Here is a 23,599-nt window from a genome sequence, read left to right on the forward strand (position 1 = left end):
GCCCTCTCCTCGAAGCTGTCGCGGCGCGAGAGGATGGTCGGATGAACCCCACCGGGCGCCTCCGCGCCGCGCGCGACACCCTGCTCGAGCACCGCACCGATGCGGCGGCCGCCACGGACGCCTTCCGCTGGCCGGACGTCGGCCCGCACTTCAACTGGGCCGTCGACTGGTTCGACGAGATCGCGATCGGCAACGAGAGGACCGCCCTCTGGATCGTCGAGGAGGACGGCTCGGAGACGAAGGTCTCCTTCGACGAGATGCGCTGGCGCTCCGACGAGGTCGCCGCCTGGCTGCACTCCGTCGGCGTCGAGCAGGGCGACCACGTGATGCTCATGCTCGGCAACCGGCTCGAGCTGTGGGAGTCGATGCTCGCGATCATGAAGCTCGGCGCGGTCATCCTGCCCACCACGACGCTCCTCTCCCCCGCGGACCTCGCCGATCGCCTCGAGCGCGGCGAGGTCGCGCATGTGATCGCGGACGCGACCGAGACCGCGAAGTTCGAGGGCCTCACGGAGGACGTCGGACTGATCGCGGTGGGCGGCGCGGCGGGAGTGCCCGAGGGCTGGCTCGACTACGCCGACTCGATCGAGGCCCCCGGCATCGCGCCGAGCGTCGTCGTCGACAGCACCGACGCCTGCCTGATCTACTTCACCTCGGGGACCACCTCGAAGCCGAAGATGGTCGTGCACACCCACGAGTCCTACCCGGTCGGGCACCTCAGCACGATGTACTGGCTCGGCGTGCAGCCGGGCGACGTGCACTCGGCGATCAGCTCGCCCGGCTGGGGCAAGCACGCCTGGAGCTGCTTCTTCGCGCCGTGGAACGCCGAGGCGACCGTTTTCGTCTACAACTACTCGCGGTTCTCGCCGGTCGCGCTGCGCGAGCAGCTGGACCGCGCGGGCGTCACCACCTTCTGCGCGCCGCCGACGGTCTGGCGGATGCTGATCCAGTCCGATCTCGGTGCCCGCCCGCGCGCTCTCAGCGAGATCCTCTCGGCCGGCGAGCCGCTGAACCCCGAGGTGATCGCGACCGTCGAGCGCGATTGGGGCCTCACCATCCGCGACGGCTACGGCCAGACCGAGACCACGGCGATCATCGCCAACCCGCCCGGCGCCGAGGTCGTCTCCGGGGCGATGGGCCGGCCGCTGCCGGGCGTCGCGATCGCGCTGATCGACCCGGTCACCGGCGAGTCCTCCTCCACCGGCGAGATCTGCCTCGACCTGTCCACCGAGCCGGTCAACCTGATGTCCGGCTACCACGGCGACGACGAGCGCACCTCGCGCGCGCGGGCCGACGGCTACTTCCACACCGGCGACGTCGCCGTCCGCGCCGTCGACGGCACCATCACCTTCCTCGGCCGCACCGACGACATCTTCAAGTCGTCCGACTTCAAGATCTCGCCCTTCGAGGTCGAGAGCGTGCTGCTGCAGCACCCGGCCGTCGCCGAGTCCGCGGTCGTCCCGGCGCCCGACCCGACCCGGCACAGCGTGGTCAAGGCCTACGTCGCGCTGGCGGACGGCTGGGAGCCGACCGCCGAGACCGCCGCGGCGATCTTCCGGCACACCGACGAGCTGCTCTCCTCCTTCGAGCGGGTGCGCCGGATCGAGTTCCACGAGCTGCCCAAGACCATCTCGGGCAAGATCCGCCGCGTCGAGCTGCGCGAGCGCGAGGAGCAGGCCTTCGCCCGCGGCGAGGAGCTCGCGGCGGAGTGGCGGAGCGACCGGCTCTAGCGCCGGTCCTGCGTCCTCAGTCCTCCGTCGGGCGGCGGCGCTGCTGCTTGGTGGCGGAGCGCTGCTGCTTGCTCGCGAGGTGGCGGCGGCCGGAGCCGCGGGTGGGGCGGGTCGGCCGGCGCGCGGCGGCGGGCGGGGCGAGGGCCGCGGCGACGAGGTCGCGGAGGGTCGTGAGGGCGACCTCGCGGTTGCGCAGCTGCGAGCGCTCCTGCGAGACCGTGACGGTGATCGCTCCGGAGACAAGGCGCTGGGCGAGCCGCTGGAGGAGGCGCTCCCGCTGCTCGTCCGTGAGCGCGGCGGACTCCGCGACGCTCCAGGTGAGCTGCACGCGGCTGTCGGACGTGTTGACGTGCTGCCCGCCCGGGCCGGAGGAGCGGGAGAACCGCCACTGCAGCTCGGACGCGGGGATCGTCAGGCGCGCGGACACCTCGAGATCCGCACCCACCTCGACAGCCATGCGGCAAGCCTGGCACGCCGAGCGCGGTCAGGCCGAGGGCGGACGTCCCCCGCCCGCGCCGCCGCCGCCCGAGGGCACCGACCCGCCGGTCGGCTCCGTCGTCGTGTCGACGCGGACCGTGAGGGCGAAGCGGTAGCCGGAGGTGGCGTCGCCGGTCGCGGTCGGCAGCTGCAGCTCGCCGCCGTCGTCACCGAAGACGTTGTCGTCGTCGAGGCTCACCTGGGCGAGGTTCTCGCTCGAGCCCTCGTAGCCGCTGAGCGCGTAGACCGCGGTGCAGGCGTCCTCGGGGACGGCCAGCTGCGAGGTCGCGATCGCGTTGCCGGAGTCGCTGATCGAGTCGACGTCGGGGTAGACCTCGAAGTGGATGTGCGGCCAGCGGCCGGAGTAGCAGGCCGGGAAGATCGAGGTGTAGCCGACCTCGCCGTTCGCGTCGGCGATCTGCACGCCGCGGAGGTAGGTCTCCTCGGTGATGCCGTCGGAGTACATCGAGTAGCCGCCGGACGCGTCGCAGTGCCAGACGTAGACGGCGGCGTTCTCGAACGGGACGCCGCCGTTCGCGGTGTCGAGGATCGTCAGGGTGAAGGCGAGCGGCACGCCGGCCGCGGTGGCGCCGCCGTCGATGCTCGAGCGGATGTCGCTGCGGACGATGCCGGAGTCGCTCAGCACGTCGGGGCCGTTCGAGCCGTCGCCGGGGTAGGGACCGGCGGTCTCGTCGGGGATCTCGCCGGTGGTCGCGGCGGCGCTGCTGCTCGCGCTGCTCGTCGCGGTTCCGGAGGCGCTGCCCGCGACGGCCGAGCACGCGGCCAGCGCGGTGGTGGCGGCGCCGACTCCGATGAGGCCGAGCACGCGGCGCCGGTCGAGCACACGGCGGCTCAGCAGGGTGCCGACGTCGAAGGAGAGGCCCTGGTCGACGACCTCGTCGTCGGGGCGGACGAGGGCGCGGCCCTCATAGCGGAGGCCGTCGGGGGTGCGGTCGGGCTCGGGGATGCGGGACATCGGGGGATCCTTGTCACTCGGGGGCTCGGGGAACCCCAGAGTGACCGGCGCGGCAGGCGGGAGCCTTTGCGTCGCCTATGAGCCTCCGATGTCAGGAGCCGCTGGTGTCCCGGCGCGACCGCCGCCAGAAGGCCTTGAGCCGGTCGACCTGCCGGTCGGTCCACGCGTTGGACAGCGCGAAGGCCGCGGCGGCGGGATCGCCTCCGCTGCTGATCCGCTGGATCGCCTCGAGCGCCTGCTGGGCGGGGTCGCGGTCGTCGGGCACGTGGGGGTCCGGCGGCGACTCGGTCACGATGCGCTCTCCGGGTACGGCGTGCTCGCCGCCGGCCAGTCCGAGGCCAGCAGCTCGCCGCGCAGCCGGTGGTACTGCTGCACAGCGCTCAGCGAGTCGGTGCGGAACGCGATCGCGACGGCGGCGTCGCGCCAGTAGCCGTCCCAGCCGCTGTACTGCGCGAAGACGCGGGAGCCGATGCTCTCCAGCAGCTCCCAGGCCCGGTCGGCGGTCAGGTAGCCGGCGACGTAGGCGTAGCGGATCGCTCCGATCGTGCGCTCGGCGTCGCCGGCGAGCAGCAGCACGGGCGGGCGGCCGCCGACCGGCTGCGCGCGCTCGAGGAGGTGGAACTCGCTCTCGCCGGTGAGGGCGGCGATCCGGGAGCGCATCCGCTCGGCGTCCTCCGAGGCGGAGACCTCGGCGAAGCGCGTCGACAGCGGACCGCGGGCGAGGACGTCGGCGACGAACAGCTCGACGTCCTCGGCCGAGGCGATGCGGAAGTCGCGGTCGAGCGCGCCGCGCTGCTCGGTGAGCGCGGGCATCGGCAGCTCCGGCCAGGGCGAGCCCTTGGCGCCGTCGGCGTAGCGGGCGCGCAGCTCGGCGGGCAGCTCGGCCCAGGTGGGCTGGAAGGCGAGCGAGGAGTTCCAGCCGCCGAAGGAGAAGTCGCTGACGGCGTCGAGGGCGAGCAGCTGCTGCTGGCGCAGGGTCGGCGCGGGCGTCCGCGCCTCGGCGCGGTAGGCGAGCTGCTGCCGGCGGGGCGCTCCGGCGTCGCGGATCTGGAAGGTGATCGACGCGAGGGCCAGCCCGAGGACGAGGCCGATGCCGAAGGTGAAGATCGGCAGTCCGGTGCTGCCGTCCGCGCTCGCGAGACCGAGCACGAAGCCGACGATCCCGAGCGGAGCGGCGACGGCCGTGACCAGCAGGGCGCGGCGGCCGATCCCGCCGCCGGGAGCGCGCCGGTGCGCGTCCGCGGCACGCGCGTAGCGCAGGCGGGAGCGCACGGGGAACTCGACGTCTCCCGGGTGATTCTGCAGCGGCACGATCGGCAGCCTAGACGGGCAGCGAGGACGCCGCGCGTGTGGTTGCCTGGGGGCATGAAGCTTGCCGAAGCACTCCTCGAGCGGGCCGATCTGCAGAAGCGGATCGAGGCCCTCCAGTCGCGGATCGTCGCGAACGCCTCCTACCAGGAGGGCGAGGAGCCGACGGAGGACCCGTCGGAGCTGCTGGCCGAGTGCCTGCGCGCGCTGGACGCGCTGGAGCGCCTGGTCACGGCGGTCAATCTGACGAACACGGCGGCGACCACGCCCGACGGCGTGCGGCTGACCGCGGCGCTCGCCCGGCGCGAGTCGCTCCGGTCGCAGCACAGCATCGTCGTGCGCGCGGCCGACGCGGCGGCGGGCGATCGCGGCTACCGGCAGCTGCGCAGCGAGCTGCGGCGGCTGCCGGCGCTGCCGGTGCGCGAGCTGCGCGCCCGGGCCGACGTGCTCGCCCGCGAGCTGCGCGACCTGGACGCGGCGATCCAGCGCACCAACTGGGAGGTCGATCTGCTGCAGGAGTGAGACGCAGCGCCCTGCGGGGCGCGGTCGGGCGGTGAGTCGGTAGGCGCACCGGAGCGAGCACACACCGTCGGGCCGGCGGTCAATCCGGCCCACTGTCACGCGGTGGGCAGCGTACGGCTCCGGCCATCACTCACAGCCCAGCACCGACGACCGGTGACCGCGCAGACAGGACACCTCATCACCACGTGCTGGCCGGGGCGCCGAGGGCGGGTTCGGGGACCTCACCGCCTGTCCTGCGTCAGCGCGCGCAGCTGAGCGGCGAAGAAGGCCAGCGAGCGGTCGACCTCGGGCAGCGCGGGCGTGCGGTTGAGGTGGCCGTGCGGCATGCCCTGCGCGAGGTAGCCGGTCGCGGCGACGCCCGCCTCCGTGAGCTGCCGGAGCAGGAGCTCGGCCGAGCCGCGCAGCTCGTCGAACTCGTTGACGAGGACCGAGGCCGGCGGCAGTCCGTGCAGCGGCGCGGCGCCGGGGAGCGCGTGCGGGGGCAGGTCGGAGAGGCGCCCGACGTAGGTGCGGACCATGTCCTCGATCCCGGCGGTCGGGAAGCGCAGCAGCGGCGGGAGCGGCATCAGCTCGCGGATCACGGAGCCGTCGAGTGCCGGGTTCGGGAAGTGCGCGAACGGGTAGGCGAGCAGCACGTGGTCCGGGAGGCGGGCGCCGGCGTCGCGCTCGCGGAGCGTCGCGGCGAGGGCCAGGGCGGCGCCGGCGCTGGCGCCGCCGATCGCGACGGGCAGCGCGTCGGGGGTCTCCGCGCGGAGGTGGCGCCAGGCGGCCTGCACATCGTCGAGCGGGACGGGGAAGCGGACCTCGGCGCTCGCGAGGCGGTAGCCGACCGACACGACGCGAGCTCCGGCGCGGGCGGCGAGCTCGGCGGAGACGACGTGCGACTCGCGCATCTCGAGGTCGCCGGCCTGGAAGCCGCCGCCGTGCACCCAGAGCAGGGCGGAGGCAGCGGGCTCTGCGGACGCGTAGACCCGGAGCGGGATCGGGCCGTGCGGGCCGTCGATCGCGGCGTCGGAGACGGTGACGCCCTCGGGGAGCGTCCACGGGCCGGGGTCCTCCTCGAACTCGGCGACCTTTGCCGCCTGCGCCGCGTCGAGCGGGTAGGCGACCCCGTCGAGCAGCGGCAGGCGGGCGGCGAGGTAGGGATCGAGCGGCAACGGTGCCTCCTGGGTGGGTGCGGGATACGGGGAACACGGTAGTCAGGACGGCTGCGCGCGGTCTGCCGGGTGGATCTCGATACGCCCTCTGCGAGGGCTACTCGATCAGCATGAATCGCCCCCGCGGCGCCGACCATTCAGGGAAGGCGCGAACGCGCTGGAGAGCATGGGCGGGCGCGCTCGTTCCATGCTGGTCGAGTAGCGCGAAGCGCGTATCGAGACCCGCCCTCTGCAGAACGGTGGATCTCGATACGCCCTCTCCGAGGGCTACTCGATCAGCAGGGATCGCTCCAGCCCGGCGTCCGCGCGGCGGACCATGCTGGTCGAGTAGCGCGCAGCGCGTATCGAGACCCACGTCCGTCAGAACGGGGGCGGGACGTCCTCGAAGCGGGGGCCCGGCGGCGCCCCGGCCAGGGCGGGCGGGCGGATCGTGACGGTGCGGCCGGTCGGGGTGGTCCAGACGATGCCGCCGTCGGGGCGGGGGACGTAGGTCCACCGGTCACCGTGACGGACGTGGTGGTGGCTCACGCACAGCGAGACGAGGTTCTCGAGGGACGTCTCGCCGCCGTTGCGCCACTCGATCGTGTGGTCCGCCTCCGACCTCGATGCGGAGCGGGTGCAGCCGGGGAAGCGGCAGGTCTGGTCTCGGAGCTGCAGATGCAGGCGCATCTGCGGGGGCGGGACCCGGTAGGTGCGGCCGACGGAGACGACCGCGCGGGTGTCCGGATCTGTGAGGACGCGGGTGAAGGAGGCGCCGGTCTCGACCAGCGCGCGGGCGAGGTCGGCCGGGATGAGGCCGTAGCCGTCGAGGTCCGCGGGTGCGTCGTCGAGACCGGCGGCGGTCGACGCGGCGAGCGTGAGCCGCACCTCCGCGTGAATCCCGGGCACGTACGACGCGGACAGCTGAGGCCCGTCGCTCGCGGGAGTGGTACCGGCGATGTCGCCGTCGCTGAGCAGATCGGTGAGGGCGTCGGCCTTCAGCTGCGCCAGGGTGCGCTCGTCGCCGCCCTCCCGGAGGGACCGGGCGATGCGGTCGAGACGATCCCCGATCCCCATCGCGTCCGGTGCGGGGAGGAGCGCGCAGAGGGTGGCCATCCCGTCGATTTCGGGCGAGATCCACACGGCGCGGTCCTGGCGGGCGCGGGCGTGGCGCTGAGCGAACGGCTCCTCGTGCAGCTCGTCGCGGAGCCGTGCGACGATCCGCCTCAGCTGCGTCGGCGTCACGTCCGGCGCGACGCCCGCGGCGCGCTCGTCGAAGGCGGCGCGAGAGGCGGCGGGCAGGGTCGCGGCGGTCGCGCAAATCACCTCGCTCGACTCCCAGAGGAGCCGTCCCTCCGCCACCGCGGCGCGGGTGCACGGCAGCTCCTCGACCAGCAGGATCGCGTGATCGATCACCTTCGACGCCGCCCGCTCCGACAGGCGCAGCGCGACCGCGAACTGCGCCCGGATCGACCGCTCGACGAGGCTGCTCGCCTCGCTCCGGGGCAGGCCGCCGCCCCGCGCGAACTCCTCGGGAGCGGTGAGCGCCGTGCGGTACGCCAGGTGCACGGCCTCGGCCCGCGTGAGCAGGAACCGCGCCGACGTGACACCGAGATCGGCGGCGACACCGAGCACCGCACCGACCGCTGCGACCGGCCCGGTCGGTTCCTCCGCGCTGCTCGCGTCGCTGATCTCATCCATACGAGTATCGAATCAGGGACCGCCGACAGCCGCGGGGCGATGTCGATCAGCCCGAAGACAACTCCGCGAAAGAGCTCCTGTGGAGGGGCGACGGCGGCGGCGCGGGCGCCTCAGCGTGCAGGCGCCGCGCGCTCGAGGAGGAGGACCCCGTCCAGGAGGACCGTGTCCGCGCCGTCCGGGCCAGTGGCCGTCCGCTCGCGGGTCTCGACGAGCCGGGGCGTCCACTCGGCCGGATCGAGGGCGAGGGCGGCGAGCTCCTCCTCGGGCGGGGCGAGGACGGGTCCGCCCTCGTGCCGGTGCGCGTGCGCGGACCAGGGCGGCGCGGCGGCGTGCGAGACGATCGCGAGGACTCCGCCGGGCGCCACGAGCTCGGCGGCGCGGCGCAGGATGGGGATCCGCGGCAGCTCCACCATCGAGTGCAGGAAGCTCGACGCGACCAGGTCGAAGACGCCCTCGACCGGCCAGCCGGCGCCGAGATCCGCCTGGCGGACGTCGATCACGAGACCCCGGGCGAGCGCCTCGGCCCGGGCGCGCTCGAGCGCGGTCTCGGAGAGGTCGAGGCCGGTGACGGTCCAGCCCTGCGCCGCCAGCCAGAGGACGTCGCCGCCCTCGCCGCAGCCCAGGTCGAGGGCGCGGCCGGGAGTCAGGTCGCCGACGAGATCGACGAGAGTCGCGTTCGGCCGGCCCGACCAGACGCGGTCGGAGTCGGAGTAGCGCGCCTCCCAGTGCTCGCGGGCGGTCCCGGGCTCGGTGTCGTGCTCGGTGTCGTGCTCGTGCTCGCTGCTCATGTCGTTCCCTCCGGCGAGCGCGGCGCGTGCGTCCGGCTCCGCTCGAGGATGCCGGACCGCGCGCTCCGGAGCCAGCCGTCGTGCCGCTTCGGCACGGGCTCCTCCCCAGGCGCCGAGTCCGGGGCTCTCTCCACCGATCTCCGCGACCCCTTCCGCGACACCGCGGACGCCGATTAGCGTCGGCGGCATGAGCCTGAGCTTCGAAGAGATCATCGTCGACTGCACCGACTTCCGCGCCCTCGGGCACTGGTGGCAGGAGGCGCTCGGCTGGGACATCGTCGATGAGGACGACGAGGGGATCGAGTTGCTGCCCGCGTCCGGCCGCGGCCCGAGTCTCCTCTTCCTCGACGTGCCGGAGCGGAAGACCGTGAAGAACCGCCTGCACCTCGACTTCGTGCCCGACGATCAGGCGGCGGAGGTCGACCGGCTGATCGCGCTGGGCGCCACCCGGATCGACGTCGGCCAGGGCGAGCAGTCGTGGGTGGTGCTCGCGGATCCGGAGGGGAACGAGTTCTGCATCCTCTCCGCGCGCGAGTGACGGAGAGCGAAGATGCGTATGTATCGATAATCGCCTGAGAAAGTCAAGGGTAGAACGATCGTTCTCGACACCTCTAGCATCGGCTTCGACGCGAGCCCGCCCCGGCCGCGCAGAGACGAGGAGAGACCCGTGAGCGCGAACGCCCTGCCCGCGAACGCCCTGCCCGCGAACGCCCAGCCCGCGAGAGCGGAGAAGGCGCAGTCCCCCGCGCTGAACCGCACCGCCGGTCTCTACGCCTACGCCTACCGGCTCACGCTCTCGGAGTCGATGGCCACCGCCGCCCTGCACCAGGCCGCGGTCACCCTCCGCTCGGGATCACCGCGGGTCGTCGACGAGCAGTCGGCCCTCGAGATCGCACGGACGGAGATCGGCCGTCACAGCGTCGGCCGCCGCGCCGCGCTCGTTCCGGCGTCCGCTCCGGTCGGGCTCCGCGAGGACGACCTGCTCCGCTCCGCGTTCCACCGCCGCCTGCACGGCCTGCCCGCCCTCGAGCGCCAGTGCTGGCTGCTGCGCCACACCGGCGGGCACGACGTCGCGGTGATCGCCGACCTCCTCGAGATCAGCGCCGAGCAGGTGCGCTCGGCCCTCGGCAGCGCTGCGGCGATCCTCGTCGCGGGCGAGCTGGCCGACGCCGGCGCGGAGGACGCCGAGTCCACCGCCCTCTGACACGCGGATCGCAGCGGCGGGTGCAGGAGAGAAGGAGCCCGAGGGACGCCGGGTCCAGCCGGCGGCGCCCCTCAGGCGTCTGAGACCGCGGGGGCGGCGCTCCCTCGGGAGGCGTCCGGGCGGAGGTCCGGGTCAGTCGAGGTAGTCGATGTCGTCCCACGGCTCCTGCAGGTCGCCGGTGTCGCGGTCGTCATCGGGGACCTGCACCTCTTCGAAGATGACCGGCACGCCGGAGGAGATCAGCACGCTGACCTGGCGGTTGCCGACCACGACGAAGTCGATGAGCCCGCCGCCGGCCTGGGTCGCGCGGGTCGCGGACTCCTTGAGATCGTCGACGTCCGTCCCCTGGGAGAGTCCGTAGGTCTTGCCCTCGATGGTGACGGTGGTTCGGATCATCTGGCGCGCCTGCTCCTCGACTCGGGAGCCCTCACCCTACGAATCGCGCCGAAGTGCAGCCAGGCCTTGCGGAGGAGGCGGCGGACTGCCACGCGCGCTCGCGGACCCTGCGCGGGACACGCGCGGAACGGCCCCGCTCACGCTCTCCCCGCTCGCGTCAACGGGGGTCACGGCGGGCCGGGCGGACCGTAGCGTGGCCGACGCACGATCCGAACACCCGCGGGAGCAGGACCGACCGCGGAACGAGCAACGAGGAGGATCCCATGACGGACACGAGCACCCCCGACACCCAGCCGGTCGAGCCCGACGAGGTCGACCCCGAGACGGCGACCGACCCCGAGGGCGACCCGGTTGAGAACCCGTCCGGCTGAACCGGGCGTGCGCCGCACGGCGCAGAGAAGGCTGAGAGCGCCGGACCCCCTGCTAGTCAGGGATCCGGCGCTCTCAGCCTTTGTTGTGCGGGTGCCGCGGTGCTGTCACCACGGCACCCGCCGGCCGGGAGGGGGAGGCTCGGCTCCCCCTCTCAGCGACAGCGCCGCGTCGAGGCGATCAGCTGCGGTTGCGGCGTCGTGCTCGTCGCTGCTGGAGCAGCAGCAGTGCGCCGCCACCCAGGGCGAGGAACGCGAGCGACAGACCCGCACCGGTCTCGACTCCGGTCGAGGCGAGTCCGCTGGTCGGCGGCGTCCCGGACTTCGCCGGGATCACCGGCGGGGTGGAGGCCCGGGGCGTGGGCTGGACCGTCGGCGTCGGCGTCGGGGTCGGCGTCGGGGTCGGCGTGGGCGTCACGACGGGCGGCGTCGTCGGCGGGGTCGTCGGCGGGGTCGTCGGAGGCGTCGTCGGAGGCGTCGTCGGAGGCGTCGTCGGAGGCGTCGTCGGAGGGGTCGTCGGAGGGGTCGTCGGAGGCGTCGTGGGCGGCGTTGTCGGCGGCGTCGTCGGCGGGGTCGTCGGCGGGGTCGTGGGTGGCGTCGTCGGCGGGGTCGTGGGCGGCGTGGTCGGCGGCGTCGTCGGCGGGATCGTCGGAGGCGTGGTCGGCGGCGTCGTCGGCGGGGTCGTGGGCGGCGTGGTCGGCGGGGTCGTCGGCGGGATCGTCGGCGGGGTAGTCGGCGGCGTCGTCGGCGGAGTCGTCGGAGGGGTCGTCGGCGGGATCGTCGGCGGCGTCGTCGGAGGCGTCGTCGGAGGCGTCGTCGGAGGGGTCGTCGGCGGGATCGTCGGCGGGGTCGTCGGCGGCGTCGTCGGAGGGGTCGTCGGCGGGGTCGTCGGAGGGGTGGTCGGCGGCGTCGTGGGCGGCGTGGTCGGCGGCGTCGTCGGAGGCGTGGTCGGCGGAGTCGTCGGAGGCGTCGTGGGCGGCGTCGTCGGCGGCGTCGTCGGAGGCGTCGTCGGAGGCGTCGTCGGCGGCGTAGTCGGCGGGGTCGTCGGAGGCGTCGTCGACGGCGTCGTCGGCGGCGTGGTCGGCGGAGTCGTAGGCGGCGTCGTCGGCGGCGTCGTCGGCGGCGCCGTGGTCGGCGCGATCGTCGGCGGGGCGGTGGTCGCCGGGGTGCAGGAGGACGAGACGAAGGTGTCGTCGTCGAGGGTCACGGCGCCGTTGCGGGCGAGGGCGCGGCCGTCGACGGTGACGGCGTTGGTCACGGTGATCGAGGTCAGCGCGAGGATCGAGCCCGCGAAGTCGGAGGAGGTGCCGAGGGTCGCGGAGCTGCCGACCTGCCAGAAGACGTTGCAGGCCTGCGCGCCGTTGATCAGCTCGATCCGGCTCCCGGAGCCCGTGATGAGGGTCGAGGCGGCCTTGAAGACGAAGACGGCGCCGTTCGCGCCCTCGGCGTCGAGGGTCACGGTGCCCGTGACTCCGATCGGGCCGGAGGCGGTGTAGACGCCGGGAGTGAAGGTGCGGCCGACGAGGTCGCCGGCGACGGACTCGGTGGTGGCCTGCGAGGTCAGCTGGTCGTAGGCCTTGACCAGGTCGGACTGCGCGCCGATCGCGTCGGCGTCCGCGGCGTGCGTCGCGCCGAGGACCTCGCCGGGCGGGAAGCCGGTGATCGCGGTGCCGGGGCTCACGCCGAGGTCGAGCGGCAGGAGCGTGTCGCCGGTGTTGGTGACGGTCGATCCGCCGAGGACCGAGAAGTTCCCCGCCCTCCCGAGCGTCGGCGCCGTGGCCGCCTGGGCGGCGGTCGCGGAGAGGAGCCCCGCGGACAGGAGCAGGATCCCGGTCGACGCCGCGATCCCCACCTTCCAACGGGCCCGGTCTCGTCGGACGTGGGAAGGAGTTCCGTGCGGCATCGTTGCGCAGCGATCCGCCCACGACAGCGTGGGCTCGTGACACCCGAGGTGAGTGGAGTCGAACCGTAGCCCCGGGCTTGAGCAGGAGTACAGGGCGCGATCGCCGGCCCGGCGCGGATCTGCCGGGGATCCGGGCGCGGATCGACGGATTGTCACCCTAACGGGGGACTGCGTGCCGTTGCACCGGTGTCCCCGGACACGTGATGCGGCCGAGGCCACGATGACGCGGCGGCCTCTTGCCCCGCCCCCGCTCGAGTGGGACCGTGGGCCGCAGCCGCAGCCGCAGCCGCAGCCGCCGACGCAGAGGAGCGCACCGTGGGAACCCTCGACATCGATCTGTTCAGCACCGTCGACGGGGTCGCGCAGGCGCCCGGCGGACCGGAGGAGGACCCGGGCGGCGGCTTCGCGTTCGGCGGCTGGCAGGCGCCGCTGGTCGACGAGACGGTCGGCGAGCAGGTCCTGGACGGGATGGCCGGCATGGACGCCCTGCTGCTCGGACGGCGCACCTACGAGATCTTCGCGGGCTACTGGCCGCAGCAGCAGGGGCCGATCGCGGAGCTGTTCAACCGGATCCCGAAGTACGTCGCCTCCCGCGGCACGCCGCCACTCCCCTGGTCCGGCTCGGTGCAGCTCGGCGCCGACCTGCCGGCCGCCGTCCGCGAGGTGCGCGAGCGCCACTCCGCCGTGCACGTGATCGGCAGCCTCGACCTGGTGCAGACGCTGCTCGCGGAGCAGCTCTTCGACCGGCTCACCCTGTGGCTGCACCCGATCCTGCTCGGCTCCGGCAAGCCGGTCTTCGGCGGCGGTTCCGTGCCCACGAACCTGCGGCTCGACGGGCCGGCCGTCACCTCGCCGCGCGGAGTCGTGCGACTGCAGTACCTGCGGGTGGACGGGACGCCCGGCACTGGGACGATGGGGCCCTGAGGCGCCGATCGACCCGCCGGCCGGGCGACGCTCCGGCATACTGACGGCGTGCAGGACGAGGACGACGAGCGCCAGGATCTCGAGCGCGCGCTCTACGCCCGCCCGACCGGGGACGACCGCGACGAAGCACTGCGGGCCGAAGCGCAGCGGATCGAGGCGCAGCGGGCCGAGGCGCAGCGCCGACTCGTGGCCGCCGCCGCCGCCCCGGAGGCGCAGCCCGGCCCGCGAGGCGCCGGACCCGCGCGGACGGCCGGCGAACCCTCGCCCGCCGCACCCCCCGCCCGCTCGCGCCTCGTCCTCCTCGGCGCCGGGCTGCTCGTCGGCGGGCTCGTGGTCGGCGCGGCCACCGCCTCCGTCATCGGCGCGGCGACGCCCGATCCGGTCTCGACCACCGCCTCCCCCACGCCGACTCCGGACGCCGCCGACCGCTTCGCCGCGCTCGTCGAGGGCTGGGCGGCGACAACCGATGTCCCCCCGGGCCTCTCGCTGATCTCCGGCGGAGCCGAGGTCTACAGCCCGACCTTCGAGACCGCCCAGGACGACCGGCTGCTGCTCACGGCGCCCGACGCCACCCGGATCTGCCTCGCCCTCGAGCGCCCCGACGGCTCGCTCTCGGCGGGCTGCACCGGCCTCGAGGCCTTCTTCGCCGGCGACGCGCTCGACGTCGTCGGCACGGCGACCGGCGACGACACCCCGGTCTACACGCGCGTCACCCTCCGCCCCGACGGCTCCGTCGAGGGCGGCTTCCAACTCGTCGCCACGCCGGGCCCGGAGGCGTGAGCGGCGCATCAGCCGCTGCAATCGCTCACCGGGAGCTGCTCCTCCGCGCCCGGCGGTCCTGACGGCGCGAGCACCGAGCGCTGAACGCGGCTGTCGAGCCTGCGCGGGCGCTCAGAGAAACCGAGGGCGCGGGCGCCAGGATGCGGGGACACCGCCCGCTCCGCCGAGCACCGACCCGAGAGGCCCCGCCGTGCCCGCCAGCACCCAGAACGCCACCGCCGCCACCGACTCCGGCACCACCGCGCCGCAGGAGTACGACGTCGCCGTGATCGGCGCGGGCCCGGCCGGCACCGCCGCCGCCCTCCGCGCAGCCGAGCTCGGCGCGAAGGTGGTCGTGCTCGAGGCCGGCCGCGTCGGCGGCACCTGCGTCAACACCGGCTGCGTGCCCACGCGCGTGCTCGCGAAGACCGCGCGCATCGTCCGCGAGGCCCGCACCGCCGGCGACTACGGTGTCGACGTCGGCACGCCCGTCGTCGACTGGGCGGCGACCGTCCGCCACGTGCACGCGCGGGTCGACAAGGTCCGCTCGATCAAGCGCGAGGCGCAGCGCTTCGAGGAGGCGGGCGTCGAGCTGATCCACGAGGGCCGCGCGCGCTTCGTCGACGAGAGCACCCTCGTCCTGGACAGCGGCCGGCGGATCCGCGCCCGCTCGATCCTGATCTGCGTCGGCGGCCACTCGCGCCGCCTTCCGATCCCGGGCGCCGAGCTCGCGACCGTCCCCGAGGACGTGCTGGCACTGCCGGCCCTCCCCCGCCGCGTCGCGGTCATCGGCGGCGGCAACACCGGCGCGCAGCTGGTCACGGTGTTCAACGCCTTCGGCTCCGAGGTGACGCTGCTCGACGTCGCACCGCGGATCCTCACCACCTCGGACGCGAGCATCTCGGAGCACGTCGCCGGCGCCTTCGAGCGCCAGGGCGTCCGCGTGCACCTGGGCATCGAGACGGTCGAGCGCCTCGAGCGCGCGGAGGACGGCTCGATCGACATCACCTGGCGCGAGGACGGCTCCGCGCGCACCGAGGGCGTCGACGCCGTGATCATGGCGACCGGCTGGCCCGCCGACGTCGAGGACCTGGGGCTCGAGAACGCCGGCATCGAGGTCGTCCGCTCGGCGATCCCGGCCGATCAGTACTTCCGCACGGTCGTGCCGCACGTCTTCGCGGTCGGCGACGCGAACGGGCGCGACATGCTCGTGCAGGCGGCGCAGTTCGAGGCGGAGGCGGCGGCCGAGAACGCGGTGCTCGGCGCCAACCGGCGCACCCCGCAGTTCCTGCTGCCGGCCGGCGGCTTCACGGACCCGGACTACGCGGGTGTCGGCTTCACGCAGGAGCAGGCCCGCGAGCGCGACCCGCAGTGCATCGTCGCGTCCGTGCCGTTCTCGAGCGTCGACCGCGCCGTGATCGACGACCGCGAGAGCGGATTCCTGACGCTGATCGCCGACCGCCGCCGCGAGCTGCTGCTCGGCGCGCACGCGGTCGGCGAGAACGCGATCGAGGTCGTGCAGTCCGTGACGACCGCGATGGCGGCCGGCGTCGACGTCGCGACCCTCGCGAACGTGCGGTTCGCCTACCCGACGTACAGCGCGGTGATCGGCATGGCGGCGCGGGCGCTGCTGGCCGAGCCGGCGCGGCCCGCCGAGCTGGAGTGAGCGGCGCTACCCGATCCCGGAGCGCGGCGCCAGCCCTCTCCGGGTGCGGCGCCCGCTCCGAATGATGAGGGGAGGGCGACTCCTGCCCTTCCGCTCCCGAGAGGAACCACCGTGCCGATCCCCGCTGTCGACTACGCCCACATCCGCCTGACCGTCCGCGACATCGCCGTGTCGCGCGCCTTCTACGACTCCGTCTTCGGCTTCGACGTCGCCTTCGAGGCGCCGCCCGCGGACGCCCCCGAGGAGCAGAAGGAGCAGCTCGCGTTCCTCTTCGGCGGAGTGATCTACCAGTTCCCGGGCGGGCTGCTCGGCCTGCGCCCGGTCGCCGACGCGGGCGACCGCTTCGACGAGGACCGCATCGGCCTCGACCACCTGAGCTTCGCCGTCGCCGACCTCGACGCCCTGAAGGCCGCCGCCGCCGCGCTCGACGAGCTCGGCATCGCGCACGAGCCGATCAAGGACGCCGGCGGCCAGAGCATCCTGGAGTTCCGCGACCCCGACAACATCGCGCTGGAGATCAGCTCGCCGAGCTGAGCGCAGCGCATGCCGGTCGAGTAGCCCCGCAGGGGCGTATCGAGACCCGGCCCCTGCAGGACGGTGGATCTCGATACGCCCGCTGCGCGGGCTACTCGATCAGCATGAAACGGGCCCACTGCTTCATCAGCAAGAAATGCCGCGCGGATCGCGCGTCCATGCTGGTCGAGTAGCCCCGGAGGGGCGTATCGAGACCCCACGTCTTGAGGACGGTGGATCTCGATACGCCCTCTCCGAGGGCTACTCGATCAGCATGTGCCTCTCACGGGCGGCGCCAGAGGTATGGGGTCGTCGTCGAGACTTTGACGAGGCCAGAGCGCTCGAGGATGGGGCGGGAGTACTCGGTCGAGTCGCTGTGCACGAGGGTGCGGCCCGACTCGAGAGCGGAGGCGGCGCGCGCGGCCGTCAGCGCGCGGTAGATGCCGCGGCCGCGGTACTCCTCGAGCACGGCGCCGCCCCAGACGCCGACGACGTCGGAGTCCGCGACCGGCTCGAGCCGGCCGCCGCCGACCATGCGGCCGTCGACCTCGGCGACCCACAGCTCCATGCCGTCGCCGCGAGCCAGCCGTGCGACCAGCGCGTCGGCGATGTCCGTGTCGACGTCCTCACCGAACGCGGCGTCGATCATCGCGCTGAACGCGCGGACGTCCGGCTCGTCGACGACGCGGCGCAGGGTCGCGCCGTCGGGCACCGGGGCGTCGCGGGTCAGCGCCTCGAGCGGGCCGATCATGATCGACTCGGTCTCCTCGGCGGCGAAGCCGTGCCGCAGCAGCGCCTCGTGCAGGCCGGGTGCGCGGTCGTGGCCGCGGGTCTTCCACTCGACCTTCCGGATCTCCGGGTCGGCGTCGAAGTGCGCGCGGGCCGCGGCGACGAGGGCGTCGATCGCCGCCTCGTCCGCCCCGCCGAGGTCGCGGTAGGTGACGAAGCCGCGCCCGCCGGCGAAGGTCACCAGCCGGAGCGGGCCGACGAGCGTCACCGCCACGGCGCTCGGCGTCTCGGCGTCGGTGCGGAGCTGCTCGTCGTAGACGCGCAGGTACTGGGCACGGAGGTCGTCGGGGTCGGTGCTGGCGGTCATCCCACCACGCTACGGCCGACGACGCCAGAACCTGCCACCGGGCGGACTACGGCTAGCCTCGAACCATCACGATCGGCCCGCTCGCCTCACGGCTCGGGCCGATTTTCCTTGTATCGCGGCGTCGGCGGGGTGCGGTCGGCAGGTGGACCCGGATCGACGGAGCAGAACATCGGCCGAGGCGAGTTCTCGTCTGCGATGGGCGATGAGGGTGGCTGTCAGCTGATGTTGTGATGCCAGCAGGTGGTCGAGTCCCGGGTCGACCACCGAGCGTCTGCAGATCCGCCCTGCTGGTGACGGCGGGTCTCGAGACACCCCTGCTGGCTCCTCGACCGGCAGGGGTGCGCACAACATCAGCTGAGAGCAGGGGGCCTCCCCTGACAGCGGAGGCCACCCCTTCTCAGCTGATGTTCTGCAGCGATCGAGCGCTCCACGCCGTTCGAGCGGCTTCTCTGCTGATCGCACAGCATGCGCAGCGGGCACGTGGAGAGCCGCTCGCGTCGGAAGACGAGTCCGCAGACTGCCGTGCGGATGACGGCGGGTCTCGATACGCCCCTTCGGGGCTACTCGACCAGCATGAGACTCGACATGCCCCTGTGGGGCTGATCGACCAGGAGGGTCCACTCCCCATCGCCGAGGCGCGAAGCGGCTCCGCCTGCTCGACCGGCGGGATGCGGCGCCGGGCTCAGCCGGTGACGCGGGCGATCAGGTCCTGGATGAAGGGGATGACGTCGCCGGCCTGGTCGACGCTCGCGAAGGCGGTGGCGAGCAGCGGCCAGACGGAGCCGACGAGGGTGGCGATCACGGCGGCGACCGCGGCGACCCAGGCGAGGGCGGCGTTGCGGGAGACGAACGCCAGCGCGAGGAACGCCAGGGCGATCAGGTAGCTGATCACGATCGAGAGGATGATCGCGCCGACCGGGACGTCGAGGACGCCCGCGGTCGTCGCGTCGGCCGCGCCGATCAGGCCGAGCACGGGCAGCAGCACGCCGACGACGATCAGGAAGCTGACGACGACGCCGGTCGCGAGGGCGGCCCAGGCCGCGCGCGGCTTCCGGCGCGAGCCGTAGGAGCGGGTGCGCACGGCCTACTCCGACCCGCGGCGCTCGGCGTCGGTCACATCGGCGTCGTCGGCAGAGGTGTCGGCGTCCACCGGCTCGACCTCGACGCGGACGACGAACTCGGCGGCGGGAGCGTCGGCGGTGACGACGACGGTCTCGACGGCATCGGAGTCGGAGTCGGAGTCCGCGTCGACGTCGGCGGAGCGCTCCACGCGGGCCGGCCGCGTCGCGACCTCGTCGGACAGCGAGTCCGCGGTGGCGTCCGACGCGGCGGCGCGGTCGGCGGCCTCGTCGAGGCGGTCCGAGGCGTCGTCGAGCGCGTCGGCGGTCCGCTCGCGGGCGATGTCGAGCGCTGCCGCGCCCTTCTCGCGGGCGGAGTCGAGCGCGGCGCCGCCCTTCTCGCGGGCCGAGTCCATCGCGTCGCCGGCCTTCTCGACCAGCGAGGGGCCGTCCTCACGCTCGGAGTCCGGCACCTCGATCGGGTCGAAGGGGCCGTGCACGTCGGTCACGTTGACGTTGACGACGACGCGCTCGCGGGTCAGCTGCGCAGCGGCCTTGCCGACCTGCTCGCGGACGGCGTCGATGACCTCCTGGACGGGGCGCGGGTACTCCGACACCAGGTCGAGGTCGAGGACGAGCGCGCCGTCGACGCGGGCGATGCTCACGCCGGGGCTCGTGCTGGTGCCCAGGACGGCGCGGGTCGCGCGGTCGAGGGTGCGGGCGGCGGTGCCGCCGAGGTGGTGGACGCCGGTGACACCGGCGGTGGTCTCCGCGGCGGCGGTCGCGAGCAGTCGCTCGATCGACTCGTCCTCCGGGTGCGCGCCGTCGATGGCGCGGAGGTCGTTCGTTCCGACGGTGTCGGTCATGGGGTACTCCTCAGTGGTCTTCCGGCCCTCCCGAGCGGGAGGGCCGGATCGTCCGGTGCGGCGGGTGCGCGGCACGGGGCGGCGCGGACGCCGCTACTGCACGCGGGCGCTGCTGCTCATCCTGGTGCGGATTCCGCTGACGATCTGGATGACCACGGGGGTCTCCTCGCCCAGCACGGCGTCCCAGCTCTTCACCGCGTCGTCGATCGCGCGGCGGGTCCGCATCGGCGAGACGCCGCGGCGGGTGTGCGCGGTGACGCGGAGGACGGTGCGGTGCTTGACCTCGAAGGCGGTGACGTCGAGCGCGACGATCGAGGGATCGTGCGACAGCGCCTCCTCGAGGACGTGCTCGGCGACCTTCGCGTCGATGGTGACGGAGCCGCCGGTCGGCGTGCCCGCGCCGGAGCCGGAGCCCACGCGCAGCAGGGTCGACGTGCGTCCCCGGCCCTGGCGCACGATGAAGCGCACCAGCAGCAGGATCAGCACGAGGGCGACCACGGCCGAGACCCAGAGGATCCACGGCTGCCCGCCGGAGAGGGCGTCGCTGGTGGGCTGCGTCGCGTCCTCCGCGCCGGTGGAGACCGTCTGCTGGACGTCGGGGAACAACGCCCCTGCAGCGACGGCACCGCCGGCGAGCAGGAGCACGAGGCCCACGACGAACAGGAGGAGGCGGTTGAGGAACCGGTTGGTGGTGGTCATCGGACCGTCCCCTTCTCGGACAGGCGCACGCGGGCCGTGAGCTTCGGGCTGATGTCGTAGCCGGCGAGCTCGGCGTCGACCGCCTCGCGAATGGTGCCGACGTCGAGGCTGCGCCCGGAGGTGCGGCCGACGGTGACACCGGCCGTGCGTCCGCCGATCGACACCGACACCTGGTCGGGGTCGACGTCGCCGGCGTAGGCGGCGGTGCGGGCGAGGCTCTGCGCGATCACGCGGTCGTCGATGACGGCCGCGGTGCGGTCGGCGGCGGCGCGGCGGCGGCCGCGACGGCCCGGGGAGAAGGACACGACGATCAGGACGAGCCCGATCAGCGCGGCGACCACTCCGCCGGCCACGATCAGCGGGACGGGAGCGCTCGCGGCGCCGAGCACCGCGGCCGCGCCGTCCTGCGGGGCGACGAGCAGCGCGGGCTGCCCGAGGGCGGCGAGCACCGCCTCCGTGCCGATCCACGCGAAGACGAGGATGAGCAGGACCGCGAGGACGATCGCCGAGGTGGAGCGGGACGAGGTGATCTCGCGCCGGACGAGCCTGGGGTACAGCGCGCCCGTGGAGCGGGTCCCTGATGCTGCGGGGGTCGTCACGAGACTCTCCTTCGCTCGCGCAGGTCGGCCCCGGTGATCCGGAGGTCGACGCGCCCGATGGTGGACCCGGTCAGCTCGAGGCAGCGGGTGCGGATGGTGGACTGGGCCGTGCTGAGACGGCTGAGGACGGTGCCGGAGCGGCGGTCCTCCTCGCCGAGCGGACGGATGCGCAGGGGGGCCTGCGCGGTGACGTGCAGCTTCCCCCCGTCGTCGTCCAGCTCGACCGAGACGTCCGACGCGTCGACGTCGAGCGCCTCCGCGGTGACGGCCGACACGACCCTGCGCACGGCGCGCGAGGTGATCGTCGTGCGGCCGTGGCGGGCCTGGTCGGCCATCACCGCCGCGGTCACGAGGACCGCCGCCCGCGGAGGGTGTCGGCGAGCGAGCTCAGGTCGAGCTTGCCCTCGACGACGCGGCCGACGCCGTAGCCGATGGCCATGGCGAGGGCGACCCAGAGGAGTGCCCAGAAGCCGAAGACCAGGCCGGTGACGGCGAGGACGGCGCCCAGGATCAGGCCGAGGTGGGACGGAGTCACTTGACGCGGCTCTCGGTGTCCTCGTCCTTGTCGTCCGAGGGGATGTAGACGTCGGCGATGGTCACGTTGACCTCGGTGACCTCCATGCCGACGACCGAGGAGATGGCCTCGGAGACGGCGGAGCGGATGCTGTCGGCGAGCTTCTGCAGCGCGACGGGGTACTCGGCGACGACGGTGATGTCGGCGGCGACCTGCTTCTCGCCGACCTCGACGGAGATGCCCTGGCCGCGGTCCTGCGCGTTGATCGCGTTGCGGATGGCGCCGATGGCGCGGGCGGCTCCGCCACCGAGGTCGTGGACGCCGGCGACCTGACGGGCGGCGATGCCGGCGACCTTCTCGACGACGCCGTCGGCGATCGTGTTCTTGCCGGTCGAGGTCTCGGTGCCGTGCTTGGCCGAGGTGGTGGCGAGGGTGCTGGGGGTGACGTTGGTCATGATGCTCTCCCTGATAGAAGGTGATGCGCGACTCGGTCGCGGTGACGACGATCCGTCGCACATGAATCAGACGTGCGCGGCTCCGGGATCGTCCCGCCGGATCAGCCAGTGCGCAGGAAACGTCGAGCGACGACGCGCTCTGCGGCCAGCGCCGTCCACAGGCCCGGGAGATGCACGGCAGCTGTCGGCGAAGCGGGCGTCCGTGCGAGCGTCCGGGCGGGCTCCGGGCGGACTCCGCGCGGTCTCGGGGCGGGCTCCGCACTGCGTTCAGACCCGTTTTGTATACAGCAGAAGCGGAATCACCGCACCGAAAGCGCCCTCTCGCCCGATTCGGCGCCTGCGTGCGCAGGTTGTAGCATCGTGGAAACCTGCCCGAAACGGGGTTTGGGATACAAAAGAGGAGTCCTCGCGGTGACCATCACTCTGGAGCCGCCTCACCCCTCGCCCTGCTGGGAGCTACACATGTCAGCTGTATCCCGCACCACCGCTCCGCCCGCCTCCGGACACACGGTCGCCTCCGTCCTCGACTCCATCGGCTTCACCCGCGCGCAGTTCTGGATCTTCCTGCTGATCCTCGCCGGGGAGTTCTTCAACACGCTCGAGCAGAACTCGGTGGGTGCCATGGGCAGCCACATCAAGGAGACGCTGCAGATCGGCGACATCCAGCTCACGACGATCAACACCGCCACGGTCATCGGCGGACTGATCGGCCGCCTGCTGGCCGGCTACCTCGCCGACCGCTACGGCCGCCGCTTCTCGCTCAGCCTGAACCTGCTGATCTACACGCTCGGCGGACTGCTCAGCGCCGTCGCGATGAACTACGAGATGCTGCTCGTCAGCCGCCTGATCGTCGGCATCGGCATCGGCGGTGAGTTCATGATCGGCCTGGTCATGCTCTCCGAGATGGTCTCCACCCGCTTCCGCGGCACCGCGATCGGCGCCGTCAACGTCGGCGCCGGGGGCCTGGGCAACTTCCTCTCCTACGGCCTGTTCCTGCTGCTGCTCGGCCCGCTGGAGACCCCGCTCGGCGGCCCCGACTCGGTGTGGCGCTGGTCGTTCGTGATCCTCGCCGTCCCCGCGCTGCTGGTCGTCTTCTACCGCCGCAAGCTGCCGGAGACGCCGCGCTGGCTGCTCTCTCAGGGCCGCACGGAGGAGGCGAACCGCTCGCTCGCGATCCTCGCCTCGAACTCGCTCACCCCCACCACCGCCCGCCCGCCCGTCGAGCTGTCGCCGGACGACCTGCCGCCCGTGAAGATGTCGGCCTCGCCCGCCGCGGTGTTCAGCCGCCCGGTGATCCGCCGCACCGCCGCCCTCGGCATCGCGTCCTGGATGGCCTTCGGCTCGCAGGTCACGCTGAACTTCCTGATGCCGACCCTGCTGGTCGAGCGCGGCTACTCCGTCTCGGAGAGCCTGCTCTACACGATGATCATGAACATCGGCTCGCTCCTCGGAGCGACGACCGCGGCCCTGATCGCCGGTCGCGTCGGCCGCCGCACCGCCGTCGGCGCCGCCGGAGTCCTCGGCTGCCTCACCGCGCTCGCCTTCGCCGGCTTCGGCAACGGCACCGGGGCGATCCTCGTGCTCGGCGCTCTCTTCCAGTTCTTCACGATGGTCACCAACACGACCCTCGCCACCTGGACCGCCGAGATCTTCCCGACCGCGATCCGCGCCTCCGGAGCCTCGATCGTCAACGGCATCGGCAACATCGCCGGAGCGGTCATGCCGTTCCTCGCCGTCGCGCTCTACGGCTCGTTCGCCTTCGCCGGCGTCTTCGGCCTCGCCGCCGTGATGTACGCGGTGCTCGTCGTCGCCTCCCGCTTCGCCCCGGAGACCCGGGGACGCTCGCTCGAGGACGTCAACGAGAACGCGATCGCCGCCGGCGCCCACTGACCCACCCGTGCCCCCGGCGCTCCGGCGCCGGGGGCACGACCCACCACCGGA

At 73.5% G+C, this 23,599-nt stretch carries 26 protein-coding genes; 9 read left to right on the plus strand and 17 right to left on the minus strand.

Annotated features, from left to right (window positions below; all coding sequences use genetic code 11):
- The first annotated feature begins 41 nt into the window (after window positions 1-41).
- On the plus strand, window positions 42-1,730 hold the full coding sequence (locus tag EDF35_RS05365) for an AMP-binding protein (protein WP_123731672.1): 1,689 nt from the start codon (window positions 42-44) through the stop codon (window positions 1,728-1,730).
- 16 nt (window positions 1,731-1,746) lie between these two features.
- Here EDF35_RS05365 and arfB read toward each other — a convergent pair whose 3' ends face one another.
- The 4 genes from arfB to EDF35_RS05385 form a co-directional block, all read right to left on the minus strand.
- A complete protein-coding gene (arfB, locus tag EDF35_RS05370) occupies window positions 1,747-2,187 on the minus strand; it encodes an alternative ribosome rescue aminoacyl-tRNA hydrolase ArfB (RefSeq protein WP_133960980.1) in 441 nt (146 codons plus the stop codon).
- A gap of 27 nt (window positions 2,188-2,214) precedes the next feature.
- A complete protein-coding gene (locus EDF35_RS05375) occupies window positions 2,215-3,183 on the minus strand; it encodes an intradiol ring-cleavage dioxygenase (RefSeq protein ID WP_133960981.1) in 969 nt (322 codons plus the stop codon).
- Between the two features lie 91 nt (window positions 3,184-3,274).
- Window positions 3,275-3,475 (minus strand): hypothetical protein, encoded by a 201-nt coding sequence (locus EDF35_RS05380; protein ID WP_133960982.1) that lies wholly within the window; start codon window positions 3,473-3,475, stop codon window positions 3,275-3,277.
- On the minus strand, window positions 3,472-4,494 hold the full coding sequence (locus EDF35_RS05385) for a DUF1266 domain-containing protein (RefSeq protein WP_133960983.1): 1,023 nt from the start codon (window positions 4,492-4,494) through the stop codon (window positions 3,472-3,474). Before EDF35_RS05385 ends, EDF35_RS05380 begins: the two co-directional genes overlap by 4 nt.
- A gap of 54 nt (window positions 4,495-4,548) precedes the next feature.
- Between EDF35_RS05385 and EDF35_RS05390 the strand changes: the two genes are divergently transcribed.
- Window positions 4,549-5,013, plus strand: coding sequence for a DIP1984 family protein (locus EDF35_RS05390; protein WP_133960984.1), 465 nt, complete (start codon window positions 4,549-4,551; stop codon window positions 5,011-5,013).
- A gap of 221 nt (window positions 5,014-5,234) precedes the next feature.
- Here the strand turns inward: EDF35_RS05390 and EDF35_RS05395 are convergent, their stop codons facing one another.
- From EDF35_RS05395 to EDF35_RS05405, 3 genes are all read right to left on the minus strand, one after another.
- A complete protein-coding gene (locus EDF35_RS05395) occupies window positions 5,235-6,170 on the minus strand; it encodes an alpha/beta hydrolase (protein WP_133960985.1) in 936 nt (311 codons plus the stop codon).
- 360 nt (window positions 6,171-6,530) lie between these two features.
- Complete coding sequence (locus EDF35_RS05400; RefSeq protein WP_133960986.1) at window positions 6,531-7,850, minus strand: HNH endonuclease signature motif containing protein; 1,320 nt, start codon at window positions 7,848-7,850, stop codon at window positions 6,531-6,533.
- Window positions 7,851-7,960: 110 nt separating this feature from the next.
- Entirely contained in the window at window positions 7,961-8,638 is a 678-nt protein-coding gene (locus EDF35_RS05405) for a class I SAM-dependent methyltransferase (RefSeq protein WP_133960987.1), read from the minus strand.
- A gap of 187 nt (window positions 8,639-8,825) precedes the next feature.
- On the opposite strand from EDF35_RS05405, the gene EDF35_RS05410 reads away from it, so the two are divergent.
- Window positions 8,826-9,176, plus strand: coding sequence for a VOC family protein (locus tag EDF35_RS05410; protein ID WP_123447481.1), 351 nt, complete (start codon window positions 8,826-8,828; stop codon window positions 9,174-9,176).
- A gap of 129 nt (window positions 9,177-9,305) precedes the next feature.
- Window positions 9,306-9,842 carry a sigma-70 family RNA polymerase sigma factor gene (locus EDF35_RS05415; RefSeq protein WP_133960988.1) on the plus strand — a complete coding sequence of 179 codons (537 nt, stop codon included), beginning with the start codon at window positions 9,306-9,308 and terminating at the stop codon, window positions 9,840-9,842.
- Between the two features lie 132 nt (window positions 9,843-9,974).
- Here the strand turns inward: EDF35_RS05415 and EDF35_RS05420 are convergent, their stop codons facing one another.
- The gene (locus EDF35_RS05420) at window positions 9,975-10,238 is read right to left on the minus strand and encodes a hypothetical protein (RefSeq protein WP_123447479.1); all 264 of its coding nucleotides are present in this window, start codon (window positions 10,236-10,238) and stop codon (window positions 9,975-9,977) included.
- A gap of 549 nt (window positions 10,239-10,787) precedes the next feature.
- Window positions 10,788-12,458 carry an ice-binding family protein gene (locus tag EDF35_RS21155; protein ID WP_243839851.1) on the minus strand — a complete coding sequence of 557 codons (1,671 nt, stop codon included), beginning with the start codon at window positions 12,456-12,458 and terminating at the stop codon, window positions 10,788-10,790.
- Between the two features lie 366 nt (window positions 12,459-12,824).
- On the opposite strand from EDF35_RS21155, the gene EDF35_RS05430 reads away from it, so the two are divergent.
- From EDF35_RS05430 to EDF35_RS05445, 4 genes are all read left to right on the plus strand, one after another.
- A complete protein-coding gene (locus EDF35_RS05430; protein ID WP_133960990.1) occupies window positions 12,825-13,433 on the plus strand; it encodes a dihydrofolate reductase family protein in 609 nt (202 codons plus the stop codon).
- 48 nt (window positions 13,434-13,481) lie between these two features.
- The gene (locus EDF35_RS05435) at window positions 13,482-14,213 is read left to right on the plus strand and encodes a hypothetical protein (protein ID WP_133960991.1); all 732 of its coding nucleotides are present in this window, start codon (window positions 13,482-13,484) and stop codon (window positions 14,211-14,213) included.
- A 190-nt stretch (window positions 14,214-14,403) separates the two neighbouring features.
- Window positions 14,404-15,858 (plus strand): NAD(P)/FAD-dependent oxidoreductase, encoded by a 1,455-nt coding sequence (locus EDF35_RS05440; RefSeq protein WP_133960992.1) that lies wholly within the window; start codon window positions 14,404-14,406, stop codon window positions 15,856-15,858.
- Between the two features lie 111 nt (window positions 15,859-15,969).
- A complete protein-coding gene (locus EDF35_RS05445; protein WP_123447474.1) occupies window positions 15,970-16,392 on the plus strand; it encodes a VOC family protein in 423 nt (140 codons plus the stop codon).
- A gap of 262 nt (window positions 16,393-16,654) precedes the next feature.
- On the opposite strand, the gene EDF35_RS05450 is transcribed toward EDF35_RS05445, so the two are convergent.
- The 8 genes from EDF35_RS05450 to EDF35_RS05485 form a co-directional block, all read right to left on the minus strand.
- The gene (locus tag EDF35_RS05450) at window positions 16,655-17,467 is read right to left on the minus strand and encodes a GNAT family N-acetyltransferase (protein ID WP_133960993.1); all 813 of its coding nucleotides are present in this window, start codon (window positions 17,465-17,467) and stop codon (window positions 16,655-16,657) included.
- A gap of 682 nt (window positions 17,468-18,149) precedes the next feature.
- Window positions 18,150-18,548: a hypothetical protein gene (locus EDF35_RS05455; protein ID WP_133960994.1), complete on the minus strand. Its 399-nt coding sequence runs from the start codon at window positions 18,546-18,548 to the stop codon at window positions 18,150-18,152.
- A 3-nt stretch (window positions 18,549-18,551) separates the two neighbouring features.
- Window positions 18,552-19,391 (minus strand): Asp23/Gls24 family envelope stress response protein, encoded by an 840-nt coding sequence (locus EDF35_RS05460; RefSeq protein WP_133960995.1) that lies wholly within the window; start codon window positions 19,389-19,391, stop codon window positions 18,552-18,554.
- A 93-nt stretch (window positions 19,392-19,484) separates the two neighbouring features.
- Window positions 19,485-20,090: a hypothetical protein gene (locus EDF35_RS05465; RefSeq protein WP_133960996.1), complete on the minus strand. Its 606-nt coding sequence runs from the start codon at window positions 20,088-20,090 to the stop codon at window positions 19,485-19,487.
- Complete coding sequence (locus EDF35_RS05470; protein ID WP_123705847.1) at window positions 20,087-20,689, minus strand: DUF6286 domain-containing protein; 603 nt, start codon at window positions 20,687-20,689, stop codon at window positions 20,087-20,089. Before EDF35_RS05470 ends, EDF35_RS05465 begins: the two co-directional genes overlap by 4 nt.
- Complete coding sequence (locus EDF35_RS05475) at window positions 20,686-21,039, minus strand: hypothetical protein (RefSeq protein ID WP_243839852.1); 354 nt, start codon at window positions 21,037-21,039, stop codon at window positions 20,686-20,688. The genes EDF35_RS05470 and EDF35_RS05475 overlap by 4 nt, the downstream gene beginning before the upstream one ends.
- Window positions 21,036-21,224, minus strand: a complete 189-nt coding sequence (locus tag EDF35_RS05480) for a DUF2273 domain-containing protein (protein ID WP_123734545.1) — start codon at window positions 21,222-21,224, stop codon at window positions 21,036-21,038. The genes EDF35_RS05475 and EDF35_RS05480 overlap by 4 nt, the downstream gene beginning before the upstream one ends.
- Window positions 21,221-21,658 carry an Asp23/Gls24 family envelope stress response protein gene (locus tag EDF35_RS05485; RefSeq protein WP_123705848.1) on the minus strand — a complete coding sequence of 146 codons (438 nt, stop codon included), beginning with the start codon at window positions 21,656-21,658 and terminating at the stop codon, window positions 21,221-21,223. The genes EDF35_RS05480 and EDF35_RS05485 overlap by 4 nt, the downstream gene beginning before the upstream one ends.
- A gap of 462 nt (window positions 21,659-22,120) precedes the next feature.
- On the opposite strand from EDF35_RS05485, the gene EDF35_RS05490 reads away from it, so the two are divergent.
- Window positions 22,121-23,548: an MFS transporter gene (locus EDF35_RS05490; RefSeq protein ID WP_243839853.1), complete on the plus strand. Its 1,428-nt coding sequence runs from the start codon at window positions 22,121-22,123 to the stop codon at window positions 23,546-23,548.
- Window positions 23,549-23,599 lie beyond the last annotated feature (51 nt).

It is taken from the genome of Rathayibacter sp. PhB151 (assembly GCF_004366415.1).
Taxonomy (GTDB): Bacteria; Actinomycetota; Actinomycetes; order Actinomycetales; family Microbacteriaceae; genus Rathayibacter; species Rathayibacter festucae.

What these genes read in the sequence shown, in the direction of transcription:
- EDF35_RS05375 (WP_133960981.1), bottom strand. Translation starts at nt 3,183, where the DNA reads ATGTCCCGCATCCCCGAGCCCGACCGCACCCCCGACGGCCTCCGCTAT.
- EDF35_RS05400 (WP_133960986.1), bottom strand. Translation starts at nt 7,850, where the DNA reads ATGGATGAGATCAGCGACGCGAGCAGCGCGGAGGAACCGACCGGGCCG.
- EDF35_RS05490 (WP_243839853.1), top strand. Translation starts at nt 22,121, where the DNA reads ATGTCAGCTGTATCCCGCACCACCGCTCCGCCCGCCTCCGGACACACG.
- EDF35_RS05410 (WP_123447481.1), top strand. Translation starts at nt 8,826, where the DNA reads ATGAGCCTGAGCTTCGAAGAGATCATCGTCGACTGCACCGACTTCCGC.
- EDF35_RS05485 (WP_123705848.1), bottom strand. Translation starts at nt 21,658, where the DNA reads ATGACCAACGTCACCCCCAGCACCCTCGCCACCACCTCGGCCAAGCAC.
- EDF35_RS05450 (WP_133960993.1), bottom strand. Translation starts at nt 17,467, where the DNA reads ATGACCGCCAGCACCGACCCCGACGACCTCCGTGCCCAGTACCTGCGC.
- EDF35_RS05420 (WP_123447479.1), bottom strand. Translation starts at nt 10,238, where the DNA reads ATGATCCGAACCACCGTCACCATCGAGGGCAAGACCTACGGACTCTCC.
- EDF35_RS05390 (WP_133960984.1), top strand. Translation starts at nt 4,549, where the DNA reads ATGAAGCTTGCCGAAGCACTCCTCGAGCGGGCCGATCTGCAGAAGCGG.
- EDF35_RS05465 (WP_133960996.1), bottom strand. Translation starts at nt 20,090, where the DNA reads ATGACCACCACCAACCGGTTCCTCAACCGCCTCCTCCTGTTCGTCGTG.
- EDF35_RS05460 (WP_133960995.1), bottom strand. Translation starts at nt 19,391, where the DNA reads ATGACCGACACCGTCGGAACGAACGACCTCCGCGCCATCGACGGCGCG.
- EDF35_RS05405 (WP_133960987.1), bottom strand. Translation starts at nt 8,638, where the DNA reads ATGAGCAGCGAGCACGAGCACGACACCGAGCACGACACCGAGCCCGGG.
- arfB (WP_133960980.1), bottom strand. Translation starts at nt 2,187, where the DNA reads ATGGCTGTCGAGGTGGGTGCGGATCTCGAGGTGTCCGCGCGCCTGACG.
- EDF35_RS05365 (WP_123731672.1), top strand. Translation starts at nt 42, where the DNA reads ATGAACCCCACCGGGCGCCTCCGCGCCGCGCGCGACACCCTGCTCGAG.